The 24,857-nt window shown below is 60.4% G+C and carries 16 protein-coding genes and 1 pseudogene; 5 read left to right on the top strand and 12 right to left on the bottom strand.

All coding sequences use genetic code 11. The features are described 5' to 3' along the window. Positions 1-67 precede the first annotated feature (67 nt). The 4 genes and pseudogenes from DWZ15_RS00085 to DWZ15_RS00070 all read left to right on the top strand — a co-directional run bounded on the left by DWZ15_RS00085 (position 68) and on the right by DWZ15_RS00070 (position 4,591). Positions 68-2,557 carry a phosphatidylinositol-specific phospholipase C gene (locus tag DWZ15_RS00085; RefSeq protein WP_118448477.1) on the top strand — a complete coding sequence of 830 codons (2,490 nt, stop codon included), beginning with the start codon at positions 68-70 and terminating at the stop codon, positions 2,555-2,557. 268 nt (positions 2,558-2,825) lie between these two features. Beyond that, positions 2,826-3,875, top strand: a complete 1,050-nt coding sequence (locus DWZ15_RS00080; protein ID WP_118448474.1) for a YhcG family protein — start codon at positions 2,826-2,828, stop codon at positions 3,873-3,875. A 27-nt stretch (positions 3,876-3,902) separates the two neighbouring features. Further along, positions 3,903-4,337, top strand: a pseudogene (locus DWZ15_RS00075) (ADP-ribosylglycohydrolase family protein); the annotation flags it as partial. A gap of 32 nt (positions 4,338-4,369) precedes the next feature. Then, positions 4,370-4,591, top strand: a complete 222-nt coding sequence (locus tag DWZ15_RS00070; RefSeq protein WP_118448471.1) for a hypothetical protein — start codon at positions 4,370-4,372, stop codon at positions 4,589-4,591. Between the two features lie 462 nt (positions 4,592-5,053). On the opposite strand, the gene DWZ15_RS00065 is transcribed toward DWZ15_RS00070, so the two are convergent. Then, the gene (locus DWZ15_RS00065; RefSeq protein WP_118448468.1) at positions 5,054-6,391 is read right to left on the bottom strand and encodes a hypothetical protein; all 1,338 of its coding nucleotides are present in this window, start codon (positions 6,389-6,391) and stop codon (positions 5,054-5,056) included. Between the two features lie 217 nt (positions 6,392-6,608). On the opposite strand from DWZ15_RS00065, the gene DWZ15_RS00060 reads away from it, so the two are divergent. Beyond that, complete coding sequence (locus DWZ15_RS00060) at positions 6,609-7,790, top strand: cation diffusion facilitator family transporter (protein WP_118448465.1); 1,182 nt, start codon at positions 6,609-6,611, stop codon at positions 7,788-7,790. 12 nt (positions 7,791-7,802) lie between these two features. Here the strand turns inward: DWZ15_RS00060 and DWZ15_RS00055 are convergent, their stop codons facing one another. From DWZ15_RS00055 to DWZ15_RS00005, 11 genes are all read right to left on the bottom strand, one after another. After that, positions 7,803-8,792: a hypothetical protein gene (locus DWZ15_RS00055; protein WP_118448462.1), complete on the bottom strand. Its 990-nt coding sequence runs from the start codon at positions 8,790-8,792 to the stop codon at positions 7,803-7,805. Positions 8,793-8,971: 179 nt separating this feature from the next. After that, positions 8,972-10,639, bottom strand: a complete 1,668-nt coding sequence (locus DWZ15_RS00050; RefSeq protein WP_118448459.1) for a formate--tetrahydrofolate ligase — start codon at positions 10,637-10,639, stop codon at positions 8,972-8,974. Positions 10,640-10,770: 131 nt separating this feature from the next. Next, positions 10,771-11,838, bottom strand: a complete 1,068-nt coding sequence (ruvB, locus tag DWZ15_RS00045; RefSeq protein ID WP_118448457.1) for a Holliday junction branch migration DNA helicase RuvB — start codon at positions 11,836-11,838, stop codon at positions 10,771-10,773. After that, a complete protein-coding gene (gene ruvA / locus DWZ15_RS00040; protein ID WP_118448455.1) occupies positions 11,838-12,458 on the bottom strand; it encodes a Holliday junction branch migration protein RuvA in 621 nt (206 codons plus the stop codon). Before ruvA ends, ruvB begins: the two co-directional genes overlap by 1 nt. Next, a complete protein-coding gene (ruvC, locus tag DWZ15_RS00035; RefSeq protein WP_117862023.1) occupies positions 12,458-12,979 on the bottom strand; it encodes a crossover junction endodeoxyribonuclease RuvC in 522 nt (173 codons plus the stop codon). The genes ruvA and ruvC overlap by 1 nt, the downstream gene beginning before the upstream one ends. A gap of 148 nt (positions 12,980-13,127) precedes the next feature. Further along, positions 13,128-15,113 carry a hypothetical protein gene (locus tag DWZ15_RS00030; RefSeq protein WP_118448452.1) on the bottom strand — a complete coding sequence of 662 codons (1,986 nt, stop codon included), beginning with the start codon at positions 15,111-15,113 and terminating at the stop codon, positions 13,128-13,130. A 117-nt stretch (positions 15,114-15,230) separates the two neighbouring features. Then, positions 15,231-15,593: a desulfoferrodoxin family protein gene (locus DWZ15_RS00025; RefSeq protein WP_117862021.1), complete on the bottom strand. Its 363-nt coding sequence runs from the start codon at positions 15,591-15,593 to the stop codon at positions 15,231-15,233. A gap of 101 nt (positions 15,594-15,694) precedes the next feature. Further along, entirely contained in the window at positions 15,695-19,159 is a 3,465-nt protein-coding gene (locus DWZ15_RS00020; RefSeq protein WP_118448449.1) for an SNF2-related protein, read from the bottom strand. Positions 19,160-19,187: 28 nt separating this feature from the next. Beyond that, the gene (gene dnaE / locus DWZ15_RS00015) at positions 19,188-22,991 is read right to left on the bottom strand and encodes a DNA polymerase III subunit alpha (RefSeq protein WP_118448446.1); all 3,804 of its coding nucleotides are present in this window, start codon (positions 22,989-22,991) and stop codon (positions 19,188-19,190) included. Between the two features lie 239 nt (positions 22,992-23,230). Further along, the gene (locus DWZ15_RS00010) at positions 23,231-24,430 is read right to left on the bottom strand and encodes an MFS transporter (RefSeq protein WP_118270917.1); all 1,200 of its coding nucleotides are present in this window, start codon (positions 24,428-24,430) and stop codon (positions 23,231-23,233) included. Then, a complete protein-coding gene (locus tag DWZ15_RS00005) occupies positions 24,427-24,678 on the bottom strand; it encodes a DUF3284 domain-containing protein (RefSeq protein ID WP_118270916.1) in 252 nt (83 codons plus the stop codon). The genes DWZ15_RS00010 and DWZ15_RS00005 overlap by 4 nt, the downstream gene beginning before the upstream one ends. Between the last annotated feature and the right edge of the window lie 179 nt (positions 24,679-24,857).

Below are 24,857 nucleotides of genomic sequence, written 5' to 3'. Positions count from 1 at the left end.
GTTTAGACATCCGGGCAGTATAGTGACCAAAACGAGCGCATAACCGCACCCCGCGAATGGAGGAGTTATGACCGAACACCACGCCATCAGTCGTCGAGCATTTACGCTGGGCCTAGGACTCGCAGCATTGTCGCCATTTGCAAGCCTGCCCGAAACCGCGGCGCTGGGCCTTCCCGTGCGCGCGGCATTTGCAGAAGACACGCCCACACCGGCGGCCACCCTCGACAAGTTCGTCATTCGCCTTCGCCCCGCGGGCTATTTTCGCACCGCGAGCGTCAACCAAGACGGCAACGTTCGCGGCAACGTCTGCCACCTGTTTAATGACGGCACGTCCAGCAAACTCATCCTTGAACACGTAGTGACCGATGCAGATAATACAAATTGGTATGCCATCCGCACCTTACTCAATTTCGAAGAGCATAATAAGACGGGCTACAGCATTTGGTCGGTCGACGGCGACTCGGACAAAGATGGAAAGGTCATCCACGTATGGAGTGGCGAGTATGACGACAAGCCCAGCCGCGCTTTTGCGTTTAAACGCCAGTCAAACGGAACCTATATCATCCGAGACCGGACGGTCGAGAAAGAAACCGAGAAAAAAGACATTAAGTACCTGGCAATAGAATCGGACGGCAAAGACCAGGACAGCAATAAGATCTGCCATAAGAGTAAGAGCATTCCGTGGGAGCTCGAACTTATCGGTTACGATATGAAAAAGAACGATGCCACGGTTAGCAGCCTCGACTGGATCACGTACAGCAGCTACGTCGACGGGCCCTGTTGGATGAAATACGTCGACAACAGCAAGTTCCTCGACGAACTGAGCATCCCGGGCACGCACGATTCGGGCACCTGCAGCGTGGACAATGACACCGAGCCCCAATCCTCCCAAGCAAAATGCCAGCAGGATTACATCCCCACGCAGTTGCTCGAAGGCATTCGCTACTTTGATATCCGACTTGGAAAGAACGACGAGAACGGCGACCCCGGCATCGACCACGGAGCTTGTTACCTGCTCAAAAAAGACGGGAACATTATGCATCTCTCCGATGTCATCGGGTACTTCAATACGTTTTTGAGCGAAAACCCGACAGAAGCGCTCATCATGCTCGTGTCGCGGGGCAATGGCGAGGCTACCAACGAAAGCCTCACGACGGCCTTTGGCAAGGTTTTGGATGAGAACCCCGACCTGTTCTACACATCGAGTCGCATCCCCACGCTGGGCGAGGTTCGCGGAAAGATCGTCCTGCTGCGTCGGTTTGGGCTCGCCGGCAACAGCGTAAGCAGCCACACATGGGGCCTCGACCTCACCCAATGGGACGACAAAATCGCAGCACACACCGACAGCACCTCTATGTGTCTCGTTCGAGACGAGCGGGGCTTTGAAGCCGTGGGGAAAACGGGTAACGAAGAGCCCTATTGCACCAAGGTATACGCCCAGGACCATTACGAATGCACAGGAACCGACAAAATCGGCTGGGTCGATATGGCGCTGCAGGAGACAACCAAGCTCGCCCGCATCATGGTGGACGTCGAGGACAATGACGGGGCCAAGGTAAAGGTCCTGGAGCACAGCTGGTGTATCAACTACACCAGCTGCACGAACTACAAGCAAGGAAGCAATCCTTTTACCGCAGCACGAGTGGTCAACGAGCATCTATACAAGAGCCAGTATATAAACAGCACCGGAAATGAGAGCACAAAGGAGGACTGCCTCAAGCACATTGGCATCATTGCGTCCGACTTTGTTGATGCGGCACTGGCCCGAAGCATCTACCAGCGCAATTACGATGCGAAGCACAAGCAGACCGTTTCGTACTACCTCCCGACCCGTATGCGCATGACATACGGCGACTCGTTGAGCGATGCCTCGCTCCAGGATGGAAAGACCGTTGGCGAGGGTCGTTTCCGCCTTGTCGACAGCAGTAACGTACTCAGCGTGGCGGCTTCGGGCAACACGTTTGCTATCGAATACGTGGATGTCGACGCCCTGGGCAACGAGACCGTTACGGAACTGCAGGGTTCCGTGCCCATCGATATCGACCCGCGCGCACTGACGCCCCACTTTGAAGGGCTCGAGGGCCTTAAGGCCGGCGAGGACGTGCGCGCAAAGATCGCGGCGCCGCTCGAGGGCAAGCTCGAAGGCGATGCCTGCACCGCCCAGCTCGAGTTTATGCACGATGCAAACGGTGTGCCGGGCACGGCAATGGCCGAAGGCGAGGCATTTACCGCAGGGACGTACTGGGTGCGCGCGAAAGGCCTTTTGGGCGACGCGGCGCAGAACTACGAGCTTGCCACCGACGGAGCCGCAAGCTTTACTGTGACGACTTCGGGCGACGCGGGCGGTGCAGGCAACACCGGCACCGGCACCAACGCGGGCAGCGCCGACAAGAACGGCAAGGGCAACAAGAGCAAGGGATCGGGCGAGAAGCTCGCCGGCACGGGCGACGGCTCTGGCATTGCCGCCGGGCTCGCTGCCGCCGCCGTGGCGACAACGGTCGCCGGTGCGGCAATGCTTGTCAACGATCGCGAAGACAGCGAAGGCGCTAGCGAATAGGCAAGCCGGCTTTCAGACGCATCGGCTCAATCAGGAGCGCAGAATATCGTTCTGCGCCCCTATTTTTGACATGAAGGGGTAGCAAAGTGTTGTTGTCCATGCATGTCACCCCCATGAGGTTCGCTAAAACTGCCTCTATGGCCACATTTTAGTCACCGCAAGGCTCCCATGCGAAGGTGCCAGACAGCACAGCAATTCGTGTCCGCGCGAGGCTTTAAACTAAATGCGATAAAGATGCATTCCACAAGAGGAAAGTGGGGCGACAGTGATGGGCGAACTGGTAAACCGTGGAGAATCGGCAATCGTGCCAGAATTTTTTTACAAGCAGGTTTCCTCGATTCTCAACGCCGCTCGCGACAAGGCCTATACCGCCGTTAACTTTGCGATGGTTGAGGCGTATTGGGAGATCGGCAAGAGCATTGTTGATGAGCAGGGCGGAGAGGAGCGCGCCAAGTATGGCGATGCACTGATCGACGAACTTGCCGTTAGATTGACTAAGGATTTTGGCAGAGGCTTCAACGCCAGAAGCTTAAGATACATGCGTCAGTTTTATCTTGCGTTCCCAATCCGGAACGCACTGCGTTCCGGATTGAATTGGACACATTACCGCAGGTTATCGCGTATAACCGACCCTGATGCTCGAACATGGTACATGAACGAATGCGCCGATTCTCGCTGGAGCACGCGTCAGCTCGAACGCCAGATCAACACCATGTTCCGCGAGCGCCTACTTACCAGCAAGGACAAAGAGGCCGTCACCCAGGAAATCCAAGAGAGCGCCCCGGCTCGTCGCCCCGAGGATATCATCCGCGACCCATATGTACTGGAGTTTTTAGGTTTCTCGGACGATGCTACGTTTCGCGAGAGCGATCTAGAGCAGGCACTCATCACGCATCTTCAGAAGTTCCTGCTGGAGCTTGGCCGTGGTTTCGCTTTCGAGGCGCGCCAAAAGCGCATCACCTTTGATGGGCGCCATTTCTATATTGACCTTGTGTTTTACAACTATCTGATGCGCTGCTTCGTGCTCATCGACCTTAAGACCGATGACCTTACGCACCAGGACCTGGGCCAGATGCAAATGTATGTGAACTACTACACGCGCGAGCTCATGAACGAAGGCGACAATCCGCCCATAGGCATCGTGCTCTGCGCGGACAAAAGCGATTCGATCGTCGAGTACACGCTGCCCGAAGACAACGACCAAGTGTTTGCCGCCAAATACCTGCCGTATCTTCCAAGCAAGGAAGAGCTGGCGCGCGAGCTGAGTGCCGAGTACCGCGCCATCAACGAAGCGACCAATGGCGAAACGCAAGGGTAGCAATGAGGCTCCAGCGAGCGCGACAACGGCAACGGATCGCTCATGCGCATCGCTCCCCTGGCGTTCACCGATGCGACAGACGAAGAGGTCAGCAAGGTCTCCGCGATTACGCACGCCCACAGAACGTCGACCGATGCATGCGTCATATTTGTCGAGCAGATGAGAGACGTGCTGAACGGCGCACTCCCCTCGTGGGCGCTGCAGCTGAAAAGCGCGCCCGACCACGAAATCAGGTCCGGCGGTTTCGTGCGCGACACCCTTAAGGCAGCCGCCTGGTGCTTCGTCAACACCAACAGCTACGAAGATTGCGTGCTTGCCGTCGTCAACCTAGGCGACGACACCGACACCACCGCAGCCGTCGCAGGCGCCCTCGCCGGCACGGCCTACGGCATCGCTGCAATTCCGCAGGAGTGGGTCGACGCCCTACGCGGAAAAGAACTGATTGAGAATTGCTTGTTTTAGGTCGCCATTCAAGAAATAAGGTAGGAGGCATCATGGAGAGGAAGATCGCGAATATCGATGAGTTCAAAATGGACGAAAACGAGACCCCGATACTCCCAACGGGACTGAGGGAGGAAGAAAACCTTTATGTCCTCCCCGACGGGCGTCACCTCCCCTGCGGGGTCTACCGGACCGAAGATGGCGGCTCGCTCATTTATGAGCCATCCGAACTAAGCTTCTTCGGGCAGATGCTTGCCCAATTCAAAGAGAGCTAGAGGCTTGATTGCCCGTTAGATCGACACTGCTCAAAACCAGGGGGCCGGCTATCCTCCACCGCGGCCCGTGAGGTAGGATTAAGCCTGCCGCGGAATCCGCCTGCGGGCAACGCTCCGATCTCCGATTGGGGTGAAGCCTATGAACTTGTTTCTTGAAATCCTGCGCCTCTCGATGTATGTGACCGGCATTGCCCGGAACCTCTACTCGATCTGGCGGGAATATAAGCAGTAACGGATAGCGAAGGGAGTCATAGAAAAGGGCCGGTTGCAGCCGACCCTTTAAGACGATAGCACCTGCGTTGCCCGCGTCTCCGAAGTTTGAGTAGCTGAGGAGCGGGTTCCGCGGCACATCCTGATTTTACCCAGTGGCAAGGCTCTTTTACAGCCGTTCCACCGTTTATTTACATCTGCCATCACGGGCGGGATGTTGCGCACTCTCGCGAGCCAACCGGCACCACTCCCCTACTTACCAAAGATCGCAGCGAACAAGCCCTTGCGTTTGGGCTTTTCTTCTCGGTAAGAACCCTCGGCGACCGCTGCCACCTGATGCTGCTGCTCGCCGCCTCCACGGCGTACGATCTGGTATAGGAAGGGCGATTTAACGTATTTGACCTCGATGGGCGTGGCGTGTACGGTGCTCTCGCCGGACAGATGCAGGCTCGGGTTGAGCGGCGCCACGATATGCGTCTCGCGCTTGTCGCTAACCACCACCGCGGCCGCACGACCCGTCTGGCCGTTCACGGCGATGCGCACCTGCTCGCCATCGCGGCTGTCCGTCGCCGGACGATCGACAAAGTAGACCGGCACCATCACCAGGCCGTCCTTATGCTTGCGGGCCTTGCGCGCCCAGGTTCGGATGCTCTTTTTATTGAGCCCCAGTACGGCCTCGGCATCGTTGCCCGCAACGTCGAGCGCCAGCTTATCAATGACCACCTGGTCCTTGGTAGACGCATCGACGGAGACAACGCGGAAGTCGCCCTCCTGCATGGCAGGATCGAACGGGCCCACCTTGGCAAAGTCCCACGGCTCCAAAATGCCCATAAGGCGAACGTCCAGGTAGTTTGCCCTGGGGTATGCCCAGTCGAGCACCTCGTAGTACACCAAGGTCTCCTTGCTCAGGCCCTTTCCCGGGAAGGACGCCATCATGCGCAGGTCCGCCAGCGCCATGGGGAAATAGAAGAGCATCATGTCGTTTTGAATCGCGTCTTCCACGTCGTGCCCGGCAAAGGCATCAGGGTACTGGCGCACCAGCTGCAGCGCGTTGGCACGTGCCTGCTGCGGCGAGATTTCGCAGGGAATACCCTGCTCAGGTACATACTCCGCACCAACACCCATGGTCAGGCGCTTGCTGAAGGTGCCGGGTTTAAGCAGGTCGGCAACGCCGATCTTATTACCGCAGGACGGGCACTCAAACACGCGCTGGGTCGATGACCCCTCAAAGGACGCACCGCAGAAGGGGCAGGGAATGCTCACGTGCGTGGCTTCTTGGAACTCCTGAGCCGTGCCGCGGTCCTCCCACAGTAGATGCTCCAGAACCGACTGATTGCGCCAGTACGAATTAAGGAAATACCAGTCCGGGTCCTCCGGGCGCTCGAGCTGCGACACATGCGTGAGCTTGAGCAGTCCATCCACCACCGTCAACGGCGTATGACGAATGCCCAGGGCGCTCTTGGGCTCCCCCGCATCGGCCTGCCACGGAACGACCGTGCCGCAATAGGCGCACTCAAAGCTGCGTTTAGCCTGGTGTGAGTACATAGGGCCGCCGCAGTTTTGGCATTTAATGGCAAACATCTCGTCCATGGATACGTCCTCCTTTACGCAGGGGCTGTCGACATTAAGTATGTCGAGCAAACAGGCACATGCCCATACCCATGTGGCCCAAAATGGAGCACTCGGTCAGACAAGAAGCCCCACTCGTTAGCGCGGGCAGACCATTGCTGCATTTTCTGAGCACCGGCGCACGGTGCGCCCATGCGAGCTACACTATCCCCTTAACGAGAATGCGAGGAGATACGCCATGCTATTTGTAAATCGGCTGGTACATACGCTTGTTCCCGGCGGCGAGGGCGAGCCGGTCGATACCTCCTGCCGCACCAACGCGGGCTTTGCCGCAAGCCTCATCTGCATTGGCCTCAACATCACCCTGTGCCTGGCCAAGGGCATCGCGGGCCTGCTCGCCGGCTCCGTCTCCCTCATCGCCGACGCTTTCAACAACCTCTCCGATGCCTCGAGCAACATCGTGAGTCTGCTCGGGTTCCGCCTTGCCAGCCGCCCGGCAGACGAGGGCCACCCTTACGGCCACGGCCGCTACGAGTACCTGGCCGGTCTGTTTGTCGCCGTCTTGGTTTGTGCCGTCGGCATCAACCTAATCCTCGAGTCGGTCACCAAGATCATCAAACCTTCCCCCACTGCATATTCGGCGCTCTCCTTAGCCGCCCTCGTCTTGTCCATGCTCGTTAAGCTCTGGATGGCCGCGTTCAACCGCACGCTGGGCGACCGCATCGACTCGGAGACGCTCATCGCCACGGCGCAGGACTCCAAAAACGACGTCATCACCTCGGGCTCGGTCTTAGTGGCGGCACTTATTTCGCAAACGACCGGCTTTGACCTCGACGGCTGGGCGGGCCTGGGCGTGGGCATCTTCATCTGCATCAGCGGCATGGGCCTGGTGCGCGACGCCATCAGCCCGCTGCTGGGACAAGCGCCCGACCCCAAGCTCGTCCAGGAAATCCGCGATAGGATTATGTCGTATCCGCAGGTCCTAGGCACACACGACCTCATGGTGCACGACTACGGCCCCGGCCGTCAGTTTGCCAGCGCACACGTGGAAATGCCCGGCGAGGGCGACGCATTTGAGCACCACGAGATCCTGGACACCATCGAGCACGACATCAAGCGCCAGATGGGCATTGGCATCACGCTGCACTGCGACCCCATCGCGACAACCGGCGATGATCTGCGCGGCTGGGTCAAGCGCGGCGTCATGCAGATCGACCCCGCGCTCTCCATCCACGACCTACACGAGCACGACGGGTTCGTTTCGTTTGACCTGGTGCGTCCCGACGGCTTTGACATATCCGACGAGGAGCTGCTGGAGCTCGTCACGCGCATCGTGCACGAGCGCCGACCCGACGTCTCGTGCGTCGTCACGTTTGATTCGGGCTTTAGCTCGCCCGACCGTCCGGCTGAACAGCTGTAGCCCGCTTAACAGCTAGTTTCCCTGCGCGCCCGAGATGCCGTTTTGTAGGGCGTTCCAGGCATCCGTCGCCAAGCCGCCCAAGTTCTGCGCGGCATCGCCCAGGTTTTGTGCCGTATCGCCCAGCTCTTGCGCCTTGTCTCCCAACTCCTGTGCCTTGTTGCTCAAGTCCTCCAGTGAATTGGAGCTCGAGCTGTCGGTACCGCTTTGGCCGTCGGACGAGTTGCCCGAACTGTTCTTGTGCGTGAGTTGAATTTCGAGGTTGCCGTTGTCGTTATAGTGGGCAGAAGTAACGACCCAGTTGGCATCGACAACGGGCGTCGAGCCGTCGTCGGTCAGAATCACGGCATTCGAAAGATCGGCGCCGCGCGACTTGAGGAGCTTCTTGGCGTTGGACCAGTACTGCCCCGGGATATCGCTCAGATCGACGGTGCTAGACGAGGCGAACTCGGTTTGCTCGGCAGTGGTATCGGCCGTTGAACTCCCTCGCTTGTTGAGCATGCCCGACACGATGGCAAACACAACCGACAGCGCAAAGAAGATCGCCAGTACGATGAGGATCTTCTTGATCACGCTCGACGAACGCGACGGCTTCTTCTCCTCGTCCTCGCCATATTGCGGAATCGACTTGGGGTACTCGCGATACGGCTCGCGCGACTCGTAGCGAGGCTGCGCAGTGCGAGGCATATACGTCGTCTGCTGAGGCTGCGGAATGGGATTCTGCGGCAGGTTGTCATAGGGATTCGGCGTCGAGGCAGCATAAGAATCCTGCGGCGTGTAATCAAACGGATCCGGAGCTGCGTTGCCATAGGGGCCTTGCGAAGATGCAGCGTAAGAATCCTGCGCCGTGTCGCCATAGCCCATAACCCGGGTGGGCTCGGCAGAAGGCTGCGTCGCGGCGGGGTCGGTATAACCGGGGTTGGGAACAACGCGGGTCGCATCGGCGCTATCGCCAGCCTGCGCGGAACCGTAGCCGCCCATCACGGTTGTTTTGTCCTGATCCATGCAACGATTCCTTTCCGTCGCTCGTGAGCATCAAGTTATCCATGCATTCTACCCGCGCAAAAACCTATGATGGGCAGAGCCCGTCGGTATCTACAAGACATGCGCGGGCCTAAGGATAAAAAAGCCCCGCCGGGCCTTGTGGGCACGGCGGGGCGGGCTAGCAGCTATGGACAGCAGACTTAGAACAGGCCGGTGATGTTGCCGTCGTTGTCGACGTCGATGTTTTCGGCCGCGGGCACCTTGGGCAGGCCCGGCATGGTCAGAACACTGCCGGTCAGCGCGACCACAAAGTGGGCGCCGGCAGAAACCTTGAGCTCGCGCACCGTGATGCGGAAGTTCTCGGGAGCGCCCAAGGCCTTGGCGTTGTCGCTAAAGCTGTACTGCGTCTTGGCGACGCACACCGGCAGGTTGCCAAAGCCGTTCTCGCGCAGCTCGGCGAGCTGGCGCCTGGCAGCCGGCGTAAAGTCGACGCCGTCGGCGCGGTAGACCTTGGTAGCAACGGCCTCGAGGGCGTCGGCCACATCGGCACCGTCCTCGTAGGCAAACTTGAGCTCGCTCGGCTGCTCAATCAGGCGCATGACCTCATCGGCCAGGTCGAGCGCGCCCTCGCCACCCTTGGCCCAAACCTCGGACAGCTTAACGTTAACACCGAGTTTCTGGCATTCGGACTCGATGAGCTCGAGCTCGGCCTCGGTGTCCGTCGGGAAGCGGTTGATGGCGACCACGCAGGGCAGACCGTAGACATTCTGAATGTTGTCGACGTGGCGCAGCAGGTTGGGCATGCCAGCCTTGAGGGCCTCGAGGTTCTCCTCGTTGAGGTCGGCCTTGGCAACACCGCCGTTGTACTTAAGCGCGCGGGCAGTGGCGACGACCACGACAGCGCTGGGGCGAACGCCCGTCATGCGGCACTTGATGTCGAGGAACTTCTCGGCACCCAGGTCGGCACCGAAACCGGCCTCGGTAATCGCGACGTCGCCGAAGCGCATGGCCATGCGGGTGGCCATGATGGAGTTGCAGCCGTGGGCAATATTGGCGAAGGGACCGCCGTGAACAAACGCAGGCGTACCCTCGAGCGTCTGGACCAGGTTGGGTTTGAGCGCGTCCTTGAGCAGTGCGGCCATAGCTCCCTGGGCCTTAAGGTCGCGTGCGCGGACGGGCTCGCCGGCATAGCTGTAGCCGACAACGATCTCGCCCAAGCGCTCCTTGAGGTCATTGATGCTCGTGGACAGGCACAGGATTGCCATGACCTCGGAGGCAACGGTGATATCGAAGCCGTCCTCGCGCGGCACTCCCTGGGCCTTGCCGCCAATGCCGTCGATAACATGGCGCAGCTGACGGTCGTTCATGTCGACGACGCGCTTCCAGGTGATGCGCTTAACGTCGATGCCGAGCTGGTTGCCCTGCTGAATATGGTTGTCGAGCATGGCTGCCAGCAGATTGTTGGCGGCACCAATGGCATGGAAGTCGCCGGTAAAGTGCAGGTTGATGTCCTCCATGGGGATGACCTGAGCCCAGCCGCCGCCAGCGGCACCGCCCTTGACGCCAAAGACGGGGCCGAGCGAAGGCTCACGCAGGGCCACAGCGCTCTTGACGCCGCGACGGCGCAGGCCATCGGCCAGACCGATGGTCGTGGTGGTCTTACCCTCGCCCGCAGGCGTGGGGTTGATGGCGGTCACGAGGACGAGCTTAGCCTGGTGATCAGTTGGCTCATTGAGCAGAGAGTAGTCGACCTTAGCCTTGTCGAAGCCGTACGGAATCAGGTGCTTTACGTCGACGCCGGCGTTCTTAGCCACCTCGGTAATGGGCAGCGGCGTGACGGAACGTGCGATTTCGATGTCAGTAGGCATGGACGGTCCTTTCGTTACCGGATGAGAAAAAGACCAATTCAGCATAGCACGGGCGCGCAATAGTAAAGCACCCGCAACCGACAAACGGCGATATGTTTATCCAATGCTCAGCGATAGCCTACAAACCCGTCCTAAACGGTCGGCTCAATTCCCAAATGCTCAAAGGTGCGAGGCGTTGCCTGGCGACCCTGCGGTGTGCGAATCATCAATCCGCACTGCAGCAGATAGGGCTCGTAGACGTCCTCAAGCGTACCCGGGTCCTCGCCCACCGCACTGGCAAGCGTGGTCAAGCCAACGGCACGGCCGGAGAACGTCTTGGCGAGTGTCTCCAAGATACGAATGTCCATCCAGTCCAAACCAAGCTCATCAATCTCGAAGAACTCGAGCGCCTGACGGCAAATATCAAGCTCAATAGGACCGTTGCCGCGCACCTGCGCGTAGTCGCGCACGCGCTTGAGCAGACGGTTGGCCAGGCGCGGCGTGCCACGCGAGCGTGAGCCGATCTCGAGCGCGCTCGGATGGTCTATTGTCACGCCCAGGATGGTCGCCGAGCGCGTCACAATCTGGGCAAGCTCCTCGACGGTGTAGTAATCCAGGCGATACGAAATGCCAAAACGGTCGCGTAGCGGGCCGGTCAACATGCCCGAGCGAGTCGTTGCCGCCACCAGCGTGAACTTGGGGATATCCAGGCGAATCGAGCGTGCAGCCGGACCCTTGCCGATCACGATATCGAGGGCAAAGTCCTCCATCGCAGGATACAGAACCTCCTCGACCGAGCGGTTGAGGCGGTGAATCTCGTCGATAAACAGCACGTCACCCGGCTGCAAGTTAGTCAGGATAGCCGCCAGGTCGCCGGTACGCGCAATAGCGGGGCCGCTCGTCGTCTTAATCTGAGCGCCCAGCTCGTTGGCGATAACCGTGGCCAGCGTGGTCTTACCCAGACCCGGAGGGCCCGAAAAGATAACGTGGTCGAGCGTCTCGCCACGGCTCTGCGCCGCCTCGATGAGCACGCGCAGGCTCTGCTTGATATGCTCCTGACCGCAATAGTCGTCCAAGCGCTGGGGACGCAGGGTGCGGTCGACATCGAGGTCCTCGGCCGTCAGCTCCGAGCCCACCATGCGCTCGCCGTGCGCCATGGATGCCGCCGGCGAGTTGCCGGGCGTCGCCCACAGGTCCTGAGAGTCATCGGCTTCCCACATCACGCATCCATTCCGAGTCGCTTAAGCGCCGCGCCGAGCAGATCCTCGACACGCATATCCTGCCCATCATACCCGCTCAGGGCGACATCGGTCTCCTGCGGGCTAAAGCCCATGGAGAGGAGCGCCGCGCGGGCGTCATCAATCGCCGAGGGAGCGGCGGCGGGAACCGGCATCGCAACCTGACCGGGAATCACGTCGACCGGCACAAAGCCCTTGTCCTTGGCAAAGGTGCTCTTGAGTTCCAGGATCAGACGCTGCGCTGTCTTTTTGCCCACACCGGGTACCTTGGCCATGCCCTTGTCATCCTCGGCCATTACCAGGGAATACAGTTGCCCCACGGTATAGGTGGAGAGCACAGCAAGCGCCAGGCGCGGACCGACGCCCGAGACGGACACGAGCCGATCGAACATCGTGCGCTCGTCCTTGGAGGCAAAGCCAAAGAGCGTCATGGCGTCCTCGCGCACCTGCATGCGCGTGTAGAGGCGCACCTCGCCGCCGGGCGTCGGCAACGTGGCCGCGGTGCTGCCCGAGATGCCGAGCTCAAAGCCCACGCCCGATACATCGACAACGGCCGAGCTCATCGTGGCCTCGACAAGCGTTCCATGGAGCTGGGAGATCATCAGTATCCGGTTCCTCTCTGTTGATAGAACTCGCCACCGGTAAGCGCCCGGGTGCGGCTGAGGTTAACGTGGCAGATGGCGCAGGCCAGGGCATCGGCGGCATGGTCGGGATTCGGGTCGTGATCGAGCTGTGTGAGCGTGCGCACCATGTAGGCGACCTGCCGCTTATCTGCGGCACCGGTGCCCACCACAGCCTGCTTGATCTGCATAGGCGTGTATTCGCCTATCTCGAGCGCGCATTCCGAAAGCGCCACGAGCGCGGCACCGCGGGCATGCGCCGTGGGGATGGCCGAGCGGACGTTGGCGCCAAAGTAGATGCTCTCGATAGCAGCGGTATCGGGGCGATAACGCTCCACGACACCCTTGAGGTCGCGGGCAATATGCGACAGGCGCACCGCGAGCGGACTACCCGCGCTCGTCTCGATACAACCATAGGCACGGCAGCGAACCTCGCCGCGTCGCTCCTCGATAATCCCCCAACCCGTATGGGCCAAACCGGGGTCGATACCCAAAATGACCAAGCCAACCTCCCCTCGCCACAAGTACGGCGCAAGACAAGGCCCCGCGCATCATTCACGAACGTCTGTTCTAGAATAACACAACGCTAGCCCTATAAGTCAGCCGAGATAGAATTGTAGGTTGAGCATACGCAAGCGGGCACGCAGAGACCTAGTTCTGGCTAAAGAACGGGAACTGTCGGGGATCCACCGGCGGTTGCGGCATCGGCCCGCCTTGCGGGCCACCCTGCGGGCCACCCTGGCCGCCCATCATCTTTTCGATGGCGTCCTGGACCTCGCCCTCAAACTTTTTCATACCCTCATGCAAACGACGCTGGCCGTCCTCGGAGCGCAGCTCCTCCATCTGCTCGGGCGAAATACCCAGCAGCTCGCCCAAAATGCCCATCATCTCACCACGCATACGGTCACTCGTATCGTCGTCGGCAAAGCGGCGCACCTCGACGCGCGCCAACGAATCGACCGTCATGCGCTCCTTGCCGCTCAGCCCTAGGTCGGACCACGCGAGCATATACGGCCAAGCACGCTCGGCAAACGAACGGGCCGAGACAATCGGCGTCGTCGGCAGCTGGCGGCGAGCCGTCTCTCCCTGGCGCACGAGCATCAGCAGCAGCGAGCAAGCCTCGGGCTTGCCGGTGGCCATTGGGATGTCGTCGAAGGGTCGGTTGCGGTCCACGTGCGCCTCGAGCGTGCCATCGACCTCGTCCGGCTCAAGCCCGCCGAGCAGCTGCGCCGCGCGGTCGAGCATGTCGACCGGACCGTCAAGCGTCGAGAGCGCTTGCGCCAGCACGCGCTCCATGCAATCCTCCACCGCGTTGAGCGTCACGAGCTCCTGCGGCACCACGGCAGACGTACGGTTGCGCACGCGCGCCACAAACTCGAGCGTCGACAGGTATACGTCGCCAAAGGGCGCGTAATCGCCCTGGTAGCCACCGCAAAGTGCCGGTGCCGCCAACGCGTACTCGGTCTTGGAAAGCGGGCTCAACGCCATCGCACCCAGCTCGAGCGCTGTGTCCTCTAGCATGAGACCCAGCGTGCGAGAGCGCAGGCGCTCGGCGTCGCCCGCCGACACATCGCGGTCGAGCACACGCGCGGCATCCGGCGCATCGCGCTCAACCGTGCGAATATGTAGGCGCTCGGCAATCGCGCGGACGGCGGCACAGCGAGCAGCCTCGGCCTCCTCCTGCGCCGGCGTAAAGATGCGGTTGCGTCCCAGCACCAGGCCGACCACATTACGCGGACCCAGGGCGTCAACGGCAAGCGCCGCCAGCAGGGACGACGGCAGATCGCCCTCGAGCGCCACCACGGCGCGCGACGTACCGCGGGCGCGGGCATTATCGCGAACGGCGAGCACCAGCGCCTGCCACAACCACTCCTCGGAACGAAACTCGGGCAGCTCGTGGTCCTCCAAGGCATCGAGCATCACACCGCGCTGAATCTCCTGAACCAGTAGGCTCTCTTCAAAACATGGTGCTTGGGCCACCACGCGACCGCAGTCGTCGAGCACAAACGAGCCACCGGTATACACCGACTCGTCGTACGCACCAACCGGCGCCATGCAGGCAAACCACACGCTGCGCTTGGAGGCAATCTTGCGGTAGGCTCCGCTGCGCACGGCGGCGATCGCGGCGGTCTCGCGGTCGGTCATATCGAATGCGTTGAACTGGAAATACGCAATGAGGTCGACGCCGGTCGGCAGCATCTCGAGCTCGCGGTCCAAGTCGAAGATCACGGCGATGCGCACGCCGTCCACGTCGAACACCGGCGGCGCCCAACGCGCGTCGTTGTTCTCGCCACGCTGCAGGGCAATGCTCGAACGGGCCGGCACCACATGGCCGTCCTTGAGCATCATGTAGTCGAGCAGGGGCTGGCCCTCAAACGAAACCGCCGCGGGCACGATGCAGATCATATCGAGCTCTTGGATACGCTCGGCGACGCCGGTCAAGCCGGCAAGCATGTCGTGCTCAAAGTCGGCAGCGCCCACCAGGCCGCCGGGCAGGGCCCCCATAAAGAGCGGAGCCGGCACGCACAGCACGCGCGCACCGCGCTCGTGGGCCAGGCGCGCCTGGTCCTCGATGCGACCGCAGATACCCTCAATATCACCCAGGCGCATATCGATCTGTGCAAGTGCGAGCTTCATGGCTCAGCCCTTTCCGTCGTAAACCATCGTTGTCGTAGTAAAAGCGCCGGCCGCATGATGCAGTCGGCGCTCGCATGTGCATATGCTAGCTATGATACCCCGAGCGGGGGCGCGCTCCTAGAACGTCGCGGACCACAGCCCGTGCAGGTTGCAATAGGCGTAGACGGTACCGGTCTTGGAACCGCCGGCAAAAAACGTCGCGGGCTTCATGCCGGGCTGGAGGTAGTGGACCTCCAGACGGCCCTCGGCCTCAAGGGCGATCCACTCGATGTAGTGCTCGGGCACCATAGGATGCTCGACCGAACCCACGCGTGCGCGGATCACGTGACCGTCGCGCTCGCTCTCGACGACTGGCACGTGCTTCTCGTGCGCCGCGTCCTCGGTGTTCGCGGTCAGCTCCGTGCAGCCGGCAGGGGTTGCAACGTCGTTGCCAAGGGCGGCAATGAGCTTGCCGTCGGGGTCCTTAAAGAATTTTGCCATGATGTTCTCCTTTGCTGATGTGCCGGTGTTCTCGATGCTTCTTATGCCCAAAGGCAGGCAAACCATCCACGGCATGGCAAATGAACACATAACGAGCGAGACTAGCGCCCGTCGCCGCCGAGCAGCGCCAGAACATCCTCGCGGGTAAACAGCGCCGACGAGATGCCGTCGCCGCCAAGCACGCTGTTGACCAGGTCGCGTTTGGACTCCTGCATCTGCATGATGCGCTCCTCGATCGTGTCCTTAGCGATGAGCTTGTACACGGTCACGGTATGTTGCTGGCCAATACGATGCGCGCGGTCGGTCGCCTGGTCCTGCGCGGCCACGTTCCACCACGGGTCGTAGTGGATGACCACGTCGGCCGCCGTCAGGTTAAGGCCCACGCCACCCGCCTTGAGCGAAATCAAGAACACCGGCACCTCGCCCGCTTGGAACTGCGCGACCATCTTGGCGCGGCTCTCCTTAGACGAAGCGCCCGTGAGCTTAAGAAAGCCGATGTCCTCCTTGGCCAAGCGCTTGCCGATAATATCGAGCATGCCCGTAAACTGGCTGAACAGCAGAATGTGGTGCCCGCCGTCGAGCGCACCGTGCACGAGCTCCATACAAGCGTCGAGCTTGGCGCTCCCCGCCTTGTAGTCCTCGTAGTGCAGGTGTGGGTCACAGCAGATCTGGCGCAGTTTGGTGAGCTCGGCGAGCACCTTGAGCTTGTCCTTCTTAAACTCGGATGCCTCACGATGCTGCACCTGCCGGGCGATGCGGTCCTGGTTGGCCAGATAGAGCTTGCGCTGCTCGCCGGTGAGCTGTGCCATGACGGTGTCCTCGATCTTCTCGGGCAGGTCTGCCACCACGTCTTCCTTAACACGGCGCAGCACAAACGGCGACACGAGCGACTGTAGGCGAGCGGCGCTATCGCCCTCGGCATGCTCGACGGGGCTCTCAAAGCGCTTGGCAAACGACTCGCGCGTCCCCAAAAGGCCCGGCATCAAGAAGTCGAAGATGCTCCAGAGCTCGGACAGGCGGTTTTCGATGGGCGTGCCCGTCAGGGCAAAGCGCACGCCGGCCGGCAGGCGCTTGGCGGCGCGCGCCACCTGCGTGAGCGGGTTTTTAATGTACTGGGCCTCGTCGAGCACGACGCGGGCAAAGTCCTGCTCGGCATACTCGTCGATATCGCGGCGCATGAGGTCGTACGACGTCACGACCACGTTATGCTCGGCCACGCCGGCGATCTGCACGCGGCGTTGAGCCTTGGCGTCCACAATGGCGCACACGTCGAGCGAAGGCGCAAAGCGCTCCAGCTCGGCAGTCCAGTTATACACGAGCGACGCGGGGCATACCACGAGCGTGGGCTTGGCGTCTCCCGCTTCCACGCGCGCCAGGATATGCGCGATCATCTGCAGGGTTTTGCCCAGGCCCATGTCGTCGGCCAAAATGCCGCCGAGGCCCAGGTGTTCGAGCGAGCCGAGCCACTGGTAGCCGTCGACCTGATAGCCGCGCAGTGTGGCCTTGAGCGAGGCAGGTACCGTAAAGTCCATCTTGCCGAGCGTATCCAGGCGCTCGACGGTGCGGCGGAACGCGGCGTCGCAATCGGCCTCGAGCGCCGGCGTGCGCGCGAGCATGCTATCGACAAACAGGGTACTCGACGCGGGAAGCGACACGCCATCGAGCAGGTCGACGGCGTCGACACCCAGGTCCTCGGCAAGACCAAACGCGGCGCGGGCACCCTCGTCCAGGCGTACAATGTCGCCGGACGTCAGGCGCGCAAACGTCTGGTGGCGCTTGTACGAGTCCAGATAGATGGCAAGATCTGCCGCCGAAAGACCGCTCGCGCCCAGTTCGACATCGAGCAGGTTGCTCTTGACGGTCGCGCGCACCGAAAGCTTGGGCGCAGGGCGCACCGAGATCTGGCGCAGGCGGTCGCTGAGCATGACCTCACCCAGCTCGGACAGGGCAGACAGACCCTCGGTAAGCAGGCAGAACAGGCTCTCGTCATCGCGTTCCTCAAACGCCAGGCCGCCCTCGTGGAAATCGAAGTACATGGCAGCCGTGTCCATAACGCGAAACTCTGCCACCTCATCGCGCGGCGGCACGCCCGGGCGCTGGTCTTCGAAGGGGCTTCCCGGAGCACCCAGGCTAAAGAGATCTGCCGACCAGTCGCCGTAGCTAACCGTAATCTTGCAGGTCACGAGCCTATCGTCGACGCCAATCGCCATGGCAAAGCTCGGCTCGGGCGCCACGGTATCGAGCGCGGCGGGCGCGGTGAGGTCGGTGTAGTCGCGCAAAATGGGCAGCGCCATGCGGCAGAACTCACCCACCTGCTCGACGGCGATATGGACCGGCGTGCGACAGGGCAGCAGACGCGACAGAAACGGTGCGGCATGCTGGGCAAACGCCGCATCGGCGCGGCGCGCGCGGTGCGTGTCAACCAGATAGGCAACGTCGCCCGAGACAAAGCAGTACATATCGGCGGGCAGGCGCAGGTCGTAGCTGCCACCGGCCGCCGGCGCGATCTTGGCGGCAAGGAGCGGCGGTTGTTTTGCCGAGGCCTCGTCCTCCCCCACCGGCGACAACTCAACCGCTACCTCATAGGAACGATGCGTTGTCGTTCCCCGCGACCAGGCGGGCTCAAAGGAAATGGTCCGGCCAGGTAGCAAGTCCAGCATGTATACGATGTCATGCTCGGACAGCGGCAGCTGGCGCTCGGCGACAAAGCCGCTGCGTGCAAAATCGTACGACGCCGAACGCGAACTCGTGATGTCGCTCAGATACACAACCGTTGCCACAACAAGGTCGAGCAGGCGCACCGAAACCTCGTCAAAGGCTTCGGGCGTATGGACAAACGTGAGCTTCTTGCCGTACGAGAAGGTGCCGCCTCGGACATAGGCATCGGCCATGCCGTCGATATCCTTGACCACGTAGGACACCGAGCCACAGCGGATGCGAAGCTCGAGCGCCCAGCTAAAGCGGTCGGCAAACAGCGGATTGTAGTACGGCACCAGCGAGGGCTCCAATACCGCCTTGGGGGCATCGGGGTCGACTGTGCCGGCGAGCTTGCGGCGCATGCTCGCCAGCTCATCCATGCGCGCGTCCGAAAGATCGGAAAGCGCCGCCACAAGGCTCGGGCTCGTGGGGACGGGCGCCGGGAAGGGAAAGTTGGGGTTGACGGCCGGCGCGGCGGACGCGGCGCGCGCGGGCTGTTTCGGCTGCGCCGTAAACGTGCGAACCGGCGTGCGCAAACCTTCGACGGGCTCGGCGCCGCTGGCATCCAAATACGCCAGCGCCGTGGCAATAGCGTGCTTACACATACCGGGATAGCGGTATGCGGCGGGGCAGTCGCAGTCGTAGTCGATAACCTCGTGCTCGTCCATGTCGAGCGCCACGTGCGTCTTGTACAGGTCGCCGCGCGAGCCGCGCACCGAGCCCTCAACCGTCACGTTTTTGGAGAAGCGCGAGCCGCTGTCCTCGATCGACAGCACGGCGCCGTTAAGCATGAGCGAACGCCCCTTCATAAAGGTGCCGCTCAACGCCGCCTCTTTGCGAAGCGCCTGCACAAACGTCCCCTGCGCCATCACTTCCTCCAATCTCACCCGGGGTAGCTTAGATCACCGTCACGCGGCCTTGGTTACCCACGATGGCCTTAGCCTCGGCCAGCAGCGGAATCGAGCGCGCGTTGACCTTGGCAGGCACCTCGGCGCGCAGCACGCGCCCGTCCACCTGCTCGATAAAGATCTCCACGCGATCGCCACCCGGGTTAGCGGTGAGCACCGTGGCCAGGCGCGCCATATTGCCCTGGCTAAAGCGGCTGTTGGGCACCATGACCTCAAACACCTTGGGCTTGTTATTCTCCTCGTTGAGCTCCAGCGGCACAATCTCCTGCGCGATGATCTGGTCACCGCGGTCCGAGCGCTCGAGCTTGCCCTTGATGCGCACAAAGGCGTCGGACAGCTGCGCGCCTGTCTCGGGATCGACCTCGCCGTACAGGTACCCCTCGGCCTCCTTGTAGGTCTTGGGGAACACCACGACGGTGGCCTCTCCTTCCATGTCCTCGAGCTGCACGATGCCCATGGGGTCGCCGTTTTTGGTCACGCGCTTGGACACGCTCGAGACCATACCGGCCCACCACAGCGCCTTGCCCTCGGGAATCTCCTGGTTGATGGTGCCGCCCGTGGGGTTTTGTACCTCGTAACCGGTGTCGATCTGCGAGAACGAAAAGTCACGCGCCTTGGCTAGTGCATACTCAAACGGGCGCAGCGGGTGGTCCGAAACATAGATGCCCAGAACCTCTTTCTCCTGGCTCAGCTTGAGGTGGCGGTCCCATTCCTGGCCGTCCGGATCTGGCACGCTCACCTCGAAGCCCGAGCCCTCAACGTCGCCAAACATATCGAAGAACGAGGTCTGGCCGCTCGCGCGGTCCTTCTGGCGCTTTATCGCGGCATCGATGATGTTCTCGGGGTTGTTCTTATCCACAAAGTGCATCATCTGGCGACGCGGATACCCCGTGGAGTCGAAGGCGCCTGCCTTGATCAGCGATTCGATTACGCGACGGTTGGCCTGGCTCGAGTCCACGCGCTCGACAAAGTCGTGCAGCGTCTTAAACGGGCCGCCCGCCTCGCGCTCGGCGATAATCGCCTGCGCCACGCCGGTACCCACGCCGCGGATGCCGGCCAGACCAAAGCGCACGCCCTCCTTGGTAGCCGTGAACTCGGTGCCGGACTCGTTGACATCTGGCGACAGCACGGGGATGCCGTCGTGACGGCATGCCGAGACGTAGTGCACGATTTTGTCGGTCTTACCCGTATAGGACGTCAGAACGGCCGCCATGTACTCGTGCGGATAGTGCGCCTTGAGCCACGCCGTCTGCATAACCAGGATGGCGTAGCCGGCAGAGTGCGACTTGTTAAAGGCGTAAGACGCGAACTCGAGAACATCGTCCCAAATCTTCTGGGCGACCTCGCGCGTGTAGTTGTTCTTGATAGCGCCGTTCATCCAGTGGTCGTAGGTGGTCTCGTCCGAGCCATCCTCCCAGTGCAGCACCGTCGACGTGAGCAGTTTGATCTTCTTCTTAGCCACGGGCTTACGGATACGCGAGTCCGATTCGCCCTTGGAGAAGCCGCACATCTCGACGGAGATGAGCATAACCTGCTCCTGGTAGACCATGGTGCCGTAGGTTTCGCCCAGGATGTCGTCCAGACGGTCGTCGTAGGAGACCGCCGGCTCCTTGCCGTTCATACGGTTGATGTAGGACGAGACCATGCCGGCGCCCAGCGGGCCCGGGCGGTACAGAGCGATCAATGCTACGACGTGCTTGTACTCGGTGGGCTTCATGTTCTTGATCGTGGCCGTCATGCCGGCGGACTCGACCTGGAAGACGCCGGCGGTATGGCCGGAGCCCATGAGCTTAAAGATCTCGGGATCGTCAAAGGGAATCTCTTCCTCTTTGATGTCGATGCCGAAGTTCTTCTTGATGTTTGCCTTGGCCTTGGAGATAACCGTCAGCGTGCGCAGGCCCAAGAAGTCCATCTTGAGCAGGCCCATGTCGGCAACGGTATGGCCCTCGTACTGAGTAATCTCGACGCCGCCCTTGGTATCGAGCTTGGTTGGCACGTGCTCGTTGACGGGGTCACGGCAGATCAGAACGGCGCACGCATGCACGCCCTCGCCACGGGTGAGACCCTCAATCGAGAGCGCCGTGTCGATGATGCGGCGAGCGTCGTCGTCCTTTTTATAAGCCTCGGCAAAATCGGGGTTATACAGATCCTCTTTGCCGGGTTGTTTGTCGAGCACCTGCTTGAGCTTGACCTTGGGGTCGCTCGAGACCATCTTGGACAGGCGCTGACCCATGTAGACCGGGTAGTCCAGGACGCGCGCGGCGTCGTTGATGGCCTGCTTGGCCTTGATGGTCGAGTAGGTGATGACGTGGGTGACCTTCTCGGGGCCGTAGAGCTGGCGAACGTGCTCCACGACCTCGAGGCGCCGCTCATCGTCGAAGTCCATATCGATATCGGGCATCTCGGTACGCTGCGGAGACAGGAACCTCTCGAACATCAGGCCGTTCTCGAGCGGGTCGAACGCGGTGATGTTCATGGCGTAGGCGACGATAGCGCCGGCGGCCGAGCCACGGCCGGGGCCGACGCCGATGCCGTTGTCCTTGGCCCATTGCACGTACTCGGCGACGATCAAAAAGTACGCGGCAAAGCCCTTGTCGCAAATGACCTTGTATTCGTACTCAAAGCGCTCTTTGATGTTGACGCCACCGATCTCGCGCGTGGCCCAGTCGTCGCCGTAGTGCTGGCGCAGGCCCTTCTCGCACTCGCGGCGGAACTGGCTCTCGTGCGTCTCGCCGGGATCGAGCAGCGGGAAGCGCGGCAAGATGATGGAGTCCCAGTCCAGCTCGACGTAGCACTTGTCGGCAATCTCGAGCGTGTTGTCGCAGGCCTCAGGGCAATACGGGAACATCGCCCGCATCTCCTCCTCGGTCTTCATGTAAAACTCCGAGCCGGTCATGCGCATGCGGTTGGGGTCGTCGACCTTGGCGTTCATGCCGATGCACATGATGACGTCCTGCACCGGCGCGTCCTCGCGGCGCAGGTAGTGGAAGTCGTTGGTGGCGATGACCTTGACGCCCACCTGCTTGGCGATATCGATGAGCGTGCGGTCCATCTGCTCGTCGGTCAGGCCGTTGTCGGTGGTAATGCCGTGTTCCTGGATCTCGATGTAAAAGTCGCCGGGGTCAAAGGTATCGCGGAAGGTCTCGGCCCACTTGATGGCGCCTTCCATGTCGCCGCGGTCGATGTATTTGGGGATGATGCCCGCGATGCAGGCGCTCGTGCAAATCATGCCCTTGGCGTGGCGGCGCAGGTTGTCGAGCGTCACACGCGGCTTGTAGTAAAAGCCCTGCACGGCGGCCTCGGAAACCGTCTGCATCAGGTTGACGTAGCCCTCCTGGTCCTTGGCCAGGAGGATCATGTGGTAGAGCTCGGGCTTGTGGTCGCGGGCGAGCGTCTCGTCCGGCGTAAAGTAGACCTCGCAGCCAAAGATGGGCTTGATGACCAGGGGCGGCTTGAGCTCGTCGATGTTGCCCTTTTCGTCCCACATGGCCATGTCCTTCACATACTGGGCATGCTCGCGCGGGTTTTCCTCGGGATCGGGCTCCACCAGCTCGTCGCGGCGGTCCTTTTCCAAGAAGGCCTTGTCGTGGCTCCAAGTTTTGTACTCGGGCGTATTGTGGTTGACGGCGTCGCAGGCCAGCGCCAGATCGGGCACGCCATACATGTAGCCGTGGTCGGTAATGGCCACGGCGGGCATGCCCAGCTCTACGGCGCGATTGACCATATCCTGGATACGGGTTGCGCCGTCGAGCATGGAGAAAACAGTGTGATTGTGCAGATGGACGAATGCCATGTGATGAGCTCCGATGCGGGTTCGTGTTCTGACTGAACGATTTTACCGCACGGCACGGACAGCACCCGAACCTAGCCAAACCCACACGGGTAGTCAATTTGGGACCTTCAAAAAGGGAATGAGGGCATCCCGATGCATCGAGTATTACTGGAACCCCGGCGATACGCTGAATGATTTGTGACGAATAGTCATGTCCATCAAGAAGGCTCGACGCTTCGGGCAGCTCGTCAATCGATATATCAATTCTTGGAGACATGTATTCCTACCATTTTTAAAGAAACAACGGCGGTAATTGCCATCGCGATTGCGCCAATAACACCGAGCGCTATCTGAATGGGATATAACCCCAACACATATCCAAATATGGAGAAAAACATTGCAGAAAAGAGAGCCCTTACCAGAGACGCGACGGAAAGGATCGTCGCGCGAAGATCGTCCGCTATCGCGTCTTGGATTAAGTTTTCCGAAATGATGTACACCACTTCTGGGAGAAAACAAAGCACCATGCTAAGGCCAAACAAACACAGCGGATTTGAAGCGAACCACGGAAGAATCATGAAAAGGCCAGCCTCGATTAGCATCGAGCCGAGCATGGTATTTCTTTTCCCGAAACGCGATGAGAAGAAATCTGCTGCAATGTAGGCCGTCGCATTTACTGCATAGGATGCACCGAAAAAGATTCCTATTATGGAGACGGGAGCATCAAATGCGTCGAATACCAACTGATTCAAGTTGTAATAACTCCCATAGAATCCATCGAGCATGCTTGTGCCGATTAGAAGAAGCAATACCGCAAAAGCGGATTCTCCAACACGCCAGGTTTCGCGTCTGAACATCTTGGCCGCGTCAAACCTTCCCTTTTCAGAGCTTTCAGAACGGGTCGCTTCCGTCCTCTCAATGGGATACAGAAGGAAAAGCTGCAGGAGATAGAAAACGGAGACACATACGTAGAGGGCGCTCCAAGATACTTGGGCAATGAAAGATCCGAGCACAATTGCCATTCCCGTAGCGATTGATTGCGCGGCAAGCAGCCGAGCATTGATGGTGAGGAAGCGCTCTCCTTGACCGGCATTCCGGGCAATTTCATATAAAAGTGCTTGTTCGGACCCCGATTGAAGGGAGTAGGCGAGTGCCTCAACAAGGGAAAGCACGACAAGAAAGGGACCTGAGAGCAACAGCATGCCAGCCGTATGGAAGAAAAGCAGCAGCACGCCCACTTGAATCGAAAACTTCTTTCCAAAGAAATCGCCTATCAGCCCTGTTGGCAGCTCGAGGACGACCGTTGCAATGTTAAACAGGGCTTGATAAAGCGCGATTTCCGTGACAGACATTCCTTTCTCCGCAAGGAAAAGTAGAAACACTCCCCGATTTAAAACAAATCCCGCGAGAACGAAAAAGACGGAATAGATGTGCAGTTGCGTAGCGGCATTCTTATTCATTTAGCACTTCCATCAACTAATTTTGTCGGGCCGCTCGCTACTGACTCGAAGCCTGAAGTGTTCACAGTTTCCGATGAAGAGCTACCTTGCCTTTTTGCGGCCTGGGCACGCTTCTCGTACTTATTGCCGTTGAGCCTGTTGCGGCTGGAGCGCTTGCCCGTGGCGTTTTCGATATCCTGCATGATGGACCCCGCTAGGGCGTCAAAAAGCTCCTCCGGCGTCACCCCAAGCGTTTTGGTGAGCTGCATATGGCTCCTTATTCGTTTGAACCGTTCGAGCTATTGTACCGTCCCAGACTCTCCCATGCGTTGCGGTGCTATTTGGACGATTGAGGGCTTTATCCGGGGCGGCCGCGTGGGTTTGCCCAAAGTAGCTAAAAAAGCCCCATTACAGTTTGAGTCGTCCGAAAGGGCGGCTCTTTTCCGTT

Source organism: Collinsella sp. AF29-7AC, assembly GCF_003475665.1.
Classification (GTDB): domain Bacteria; phylum Actinomycetota; class Coriobacteriia; order Coriobacteriales; family Coriobacteriaceae; genus Collinsella.
The sequence above is the reverse complement of the archived record's forward strand: the minus strand, read 5'-3'. Positions and strand labels throughout refer to the sequence as shown.

Bases quoted from the DNA above. Each gene is read 5' to 3' on its own strand.
- DWZ15_RS00025 (WP_117862021.1), bottom strand. From the start codon at position 15,593: ATGGCAAAATTCTTTAAGGACCCCGACGGCAAGCTCATTGCCGCCCTT.
- DWZ15_RS00030 (WP_118448452.1), bottom strand. From the start codon at position 15,113: ATGAAGCTCGCACTTGCACAGATCGATATGCGCCTGGGTGATATTGAG.
- DWZ15_RS00060 (WP_118448465.1), top strand. From the start codon at position 6,609: ATGCTATTTGTAAATCGGCTGGTACATACGCTTGTTCCCGGCGGCGAG.
- DWZ15_RS00080 (WP_118448474.1), top strand. From the start codon at position 2,826: ATGGGCGAACTGGTAAACCGTGGAGAATCGGCAATCGTGCCAGAATTT.
- DWZ15_RS00020 (WP_118448449.1), bottom strand. From the start codon at position 19,159: ATGGCGCAGGGGACGTTTGTGCAGGCGCTTCGCAAAGAGGCGGCGTTG.
- DWZ15_RS00065 (WP_118448468.1), bottom strand. From the start codon at position 6,391: ATGGACGAGATGTTTGCCATTAAATGCCAAAACTGCGGCGGCCCTATG.
- DWZ15_RS00085 (WP_118448477.1), top strand. From the start codon at position 68: ATGACCGAACACCACGCCATCAGTCGTCGAGCATTTACGCTGGGCCTA.
- dnaE (WP_118448446.1), bottom strand. From the start codon at position 22,991: ATGGCATTCGTCCATCTGCACAATCACACTGTTTTCTCCATGCTCGAC.
- DWZ15_RS00055 (WP_118448462.1), bottom strand. From the start codon at position 8,792: ATGGATCAGGACAAAACAACCGTGATGGGCGGCTACGGTTCCGCGCAG.
- DWZ15_RS00050 (WP_118448459.1), bottom strand. From the start codon at position 10,639: ATGCCTACTGACATCGAAATCGCACGTTCCGTCACGCCGCTGCCCATT.
- DWZ15_RS00005 (WP_118270916.1), bottom strand. From the start codon at position 24,678: ATGCAGCTCACCAAAACGCTTGGGGTGACGCCGGAGGAGCTTTTTGAC.
- DWZ15_RS00010 (WP_118270917.1), bottom strand. From the start codon at position 24,430: ATGAATAAGAATGCCGCTACGCAACTGCACATCTATTCCGTCTTTTTC.
- ruvB (WP_118448457.1), bottom strand. From the start codon at position 11,838: ATGTGGGAAGCCGATGACTCTCAGGACCTGTGGGCGACGCCCGGCAAC.
- ruvA (WP_118448455.1), bottom strand. From the start codon at position 12,458: ATGATCTCCCAGCTCCATGGAACGCTTGTCGAGGCCACGATGAGCTCG.
- DWZ15_RS00070 (WP_118448471.1), top strand. From the start codon at position 4,370: ATGGAGAGGAAGATCGCGAATATCGATGAGTTCAAAATGGACGAAAAC.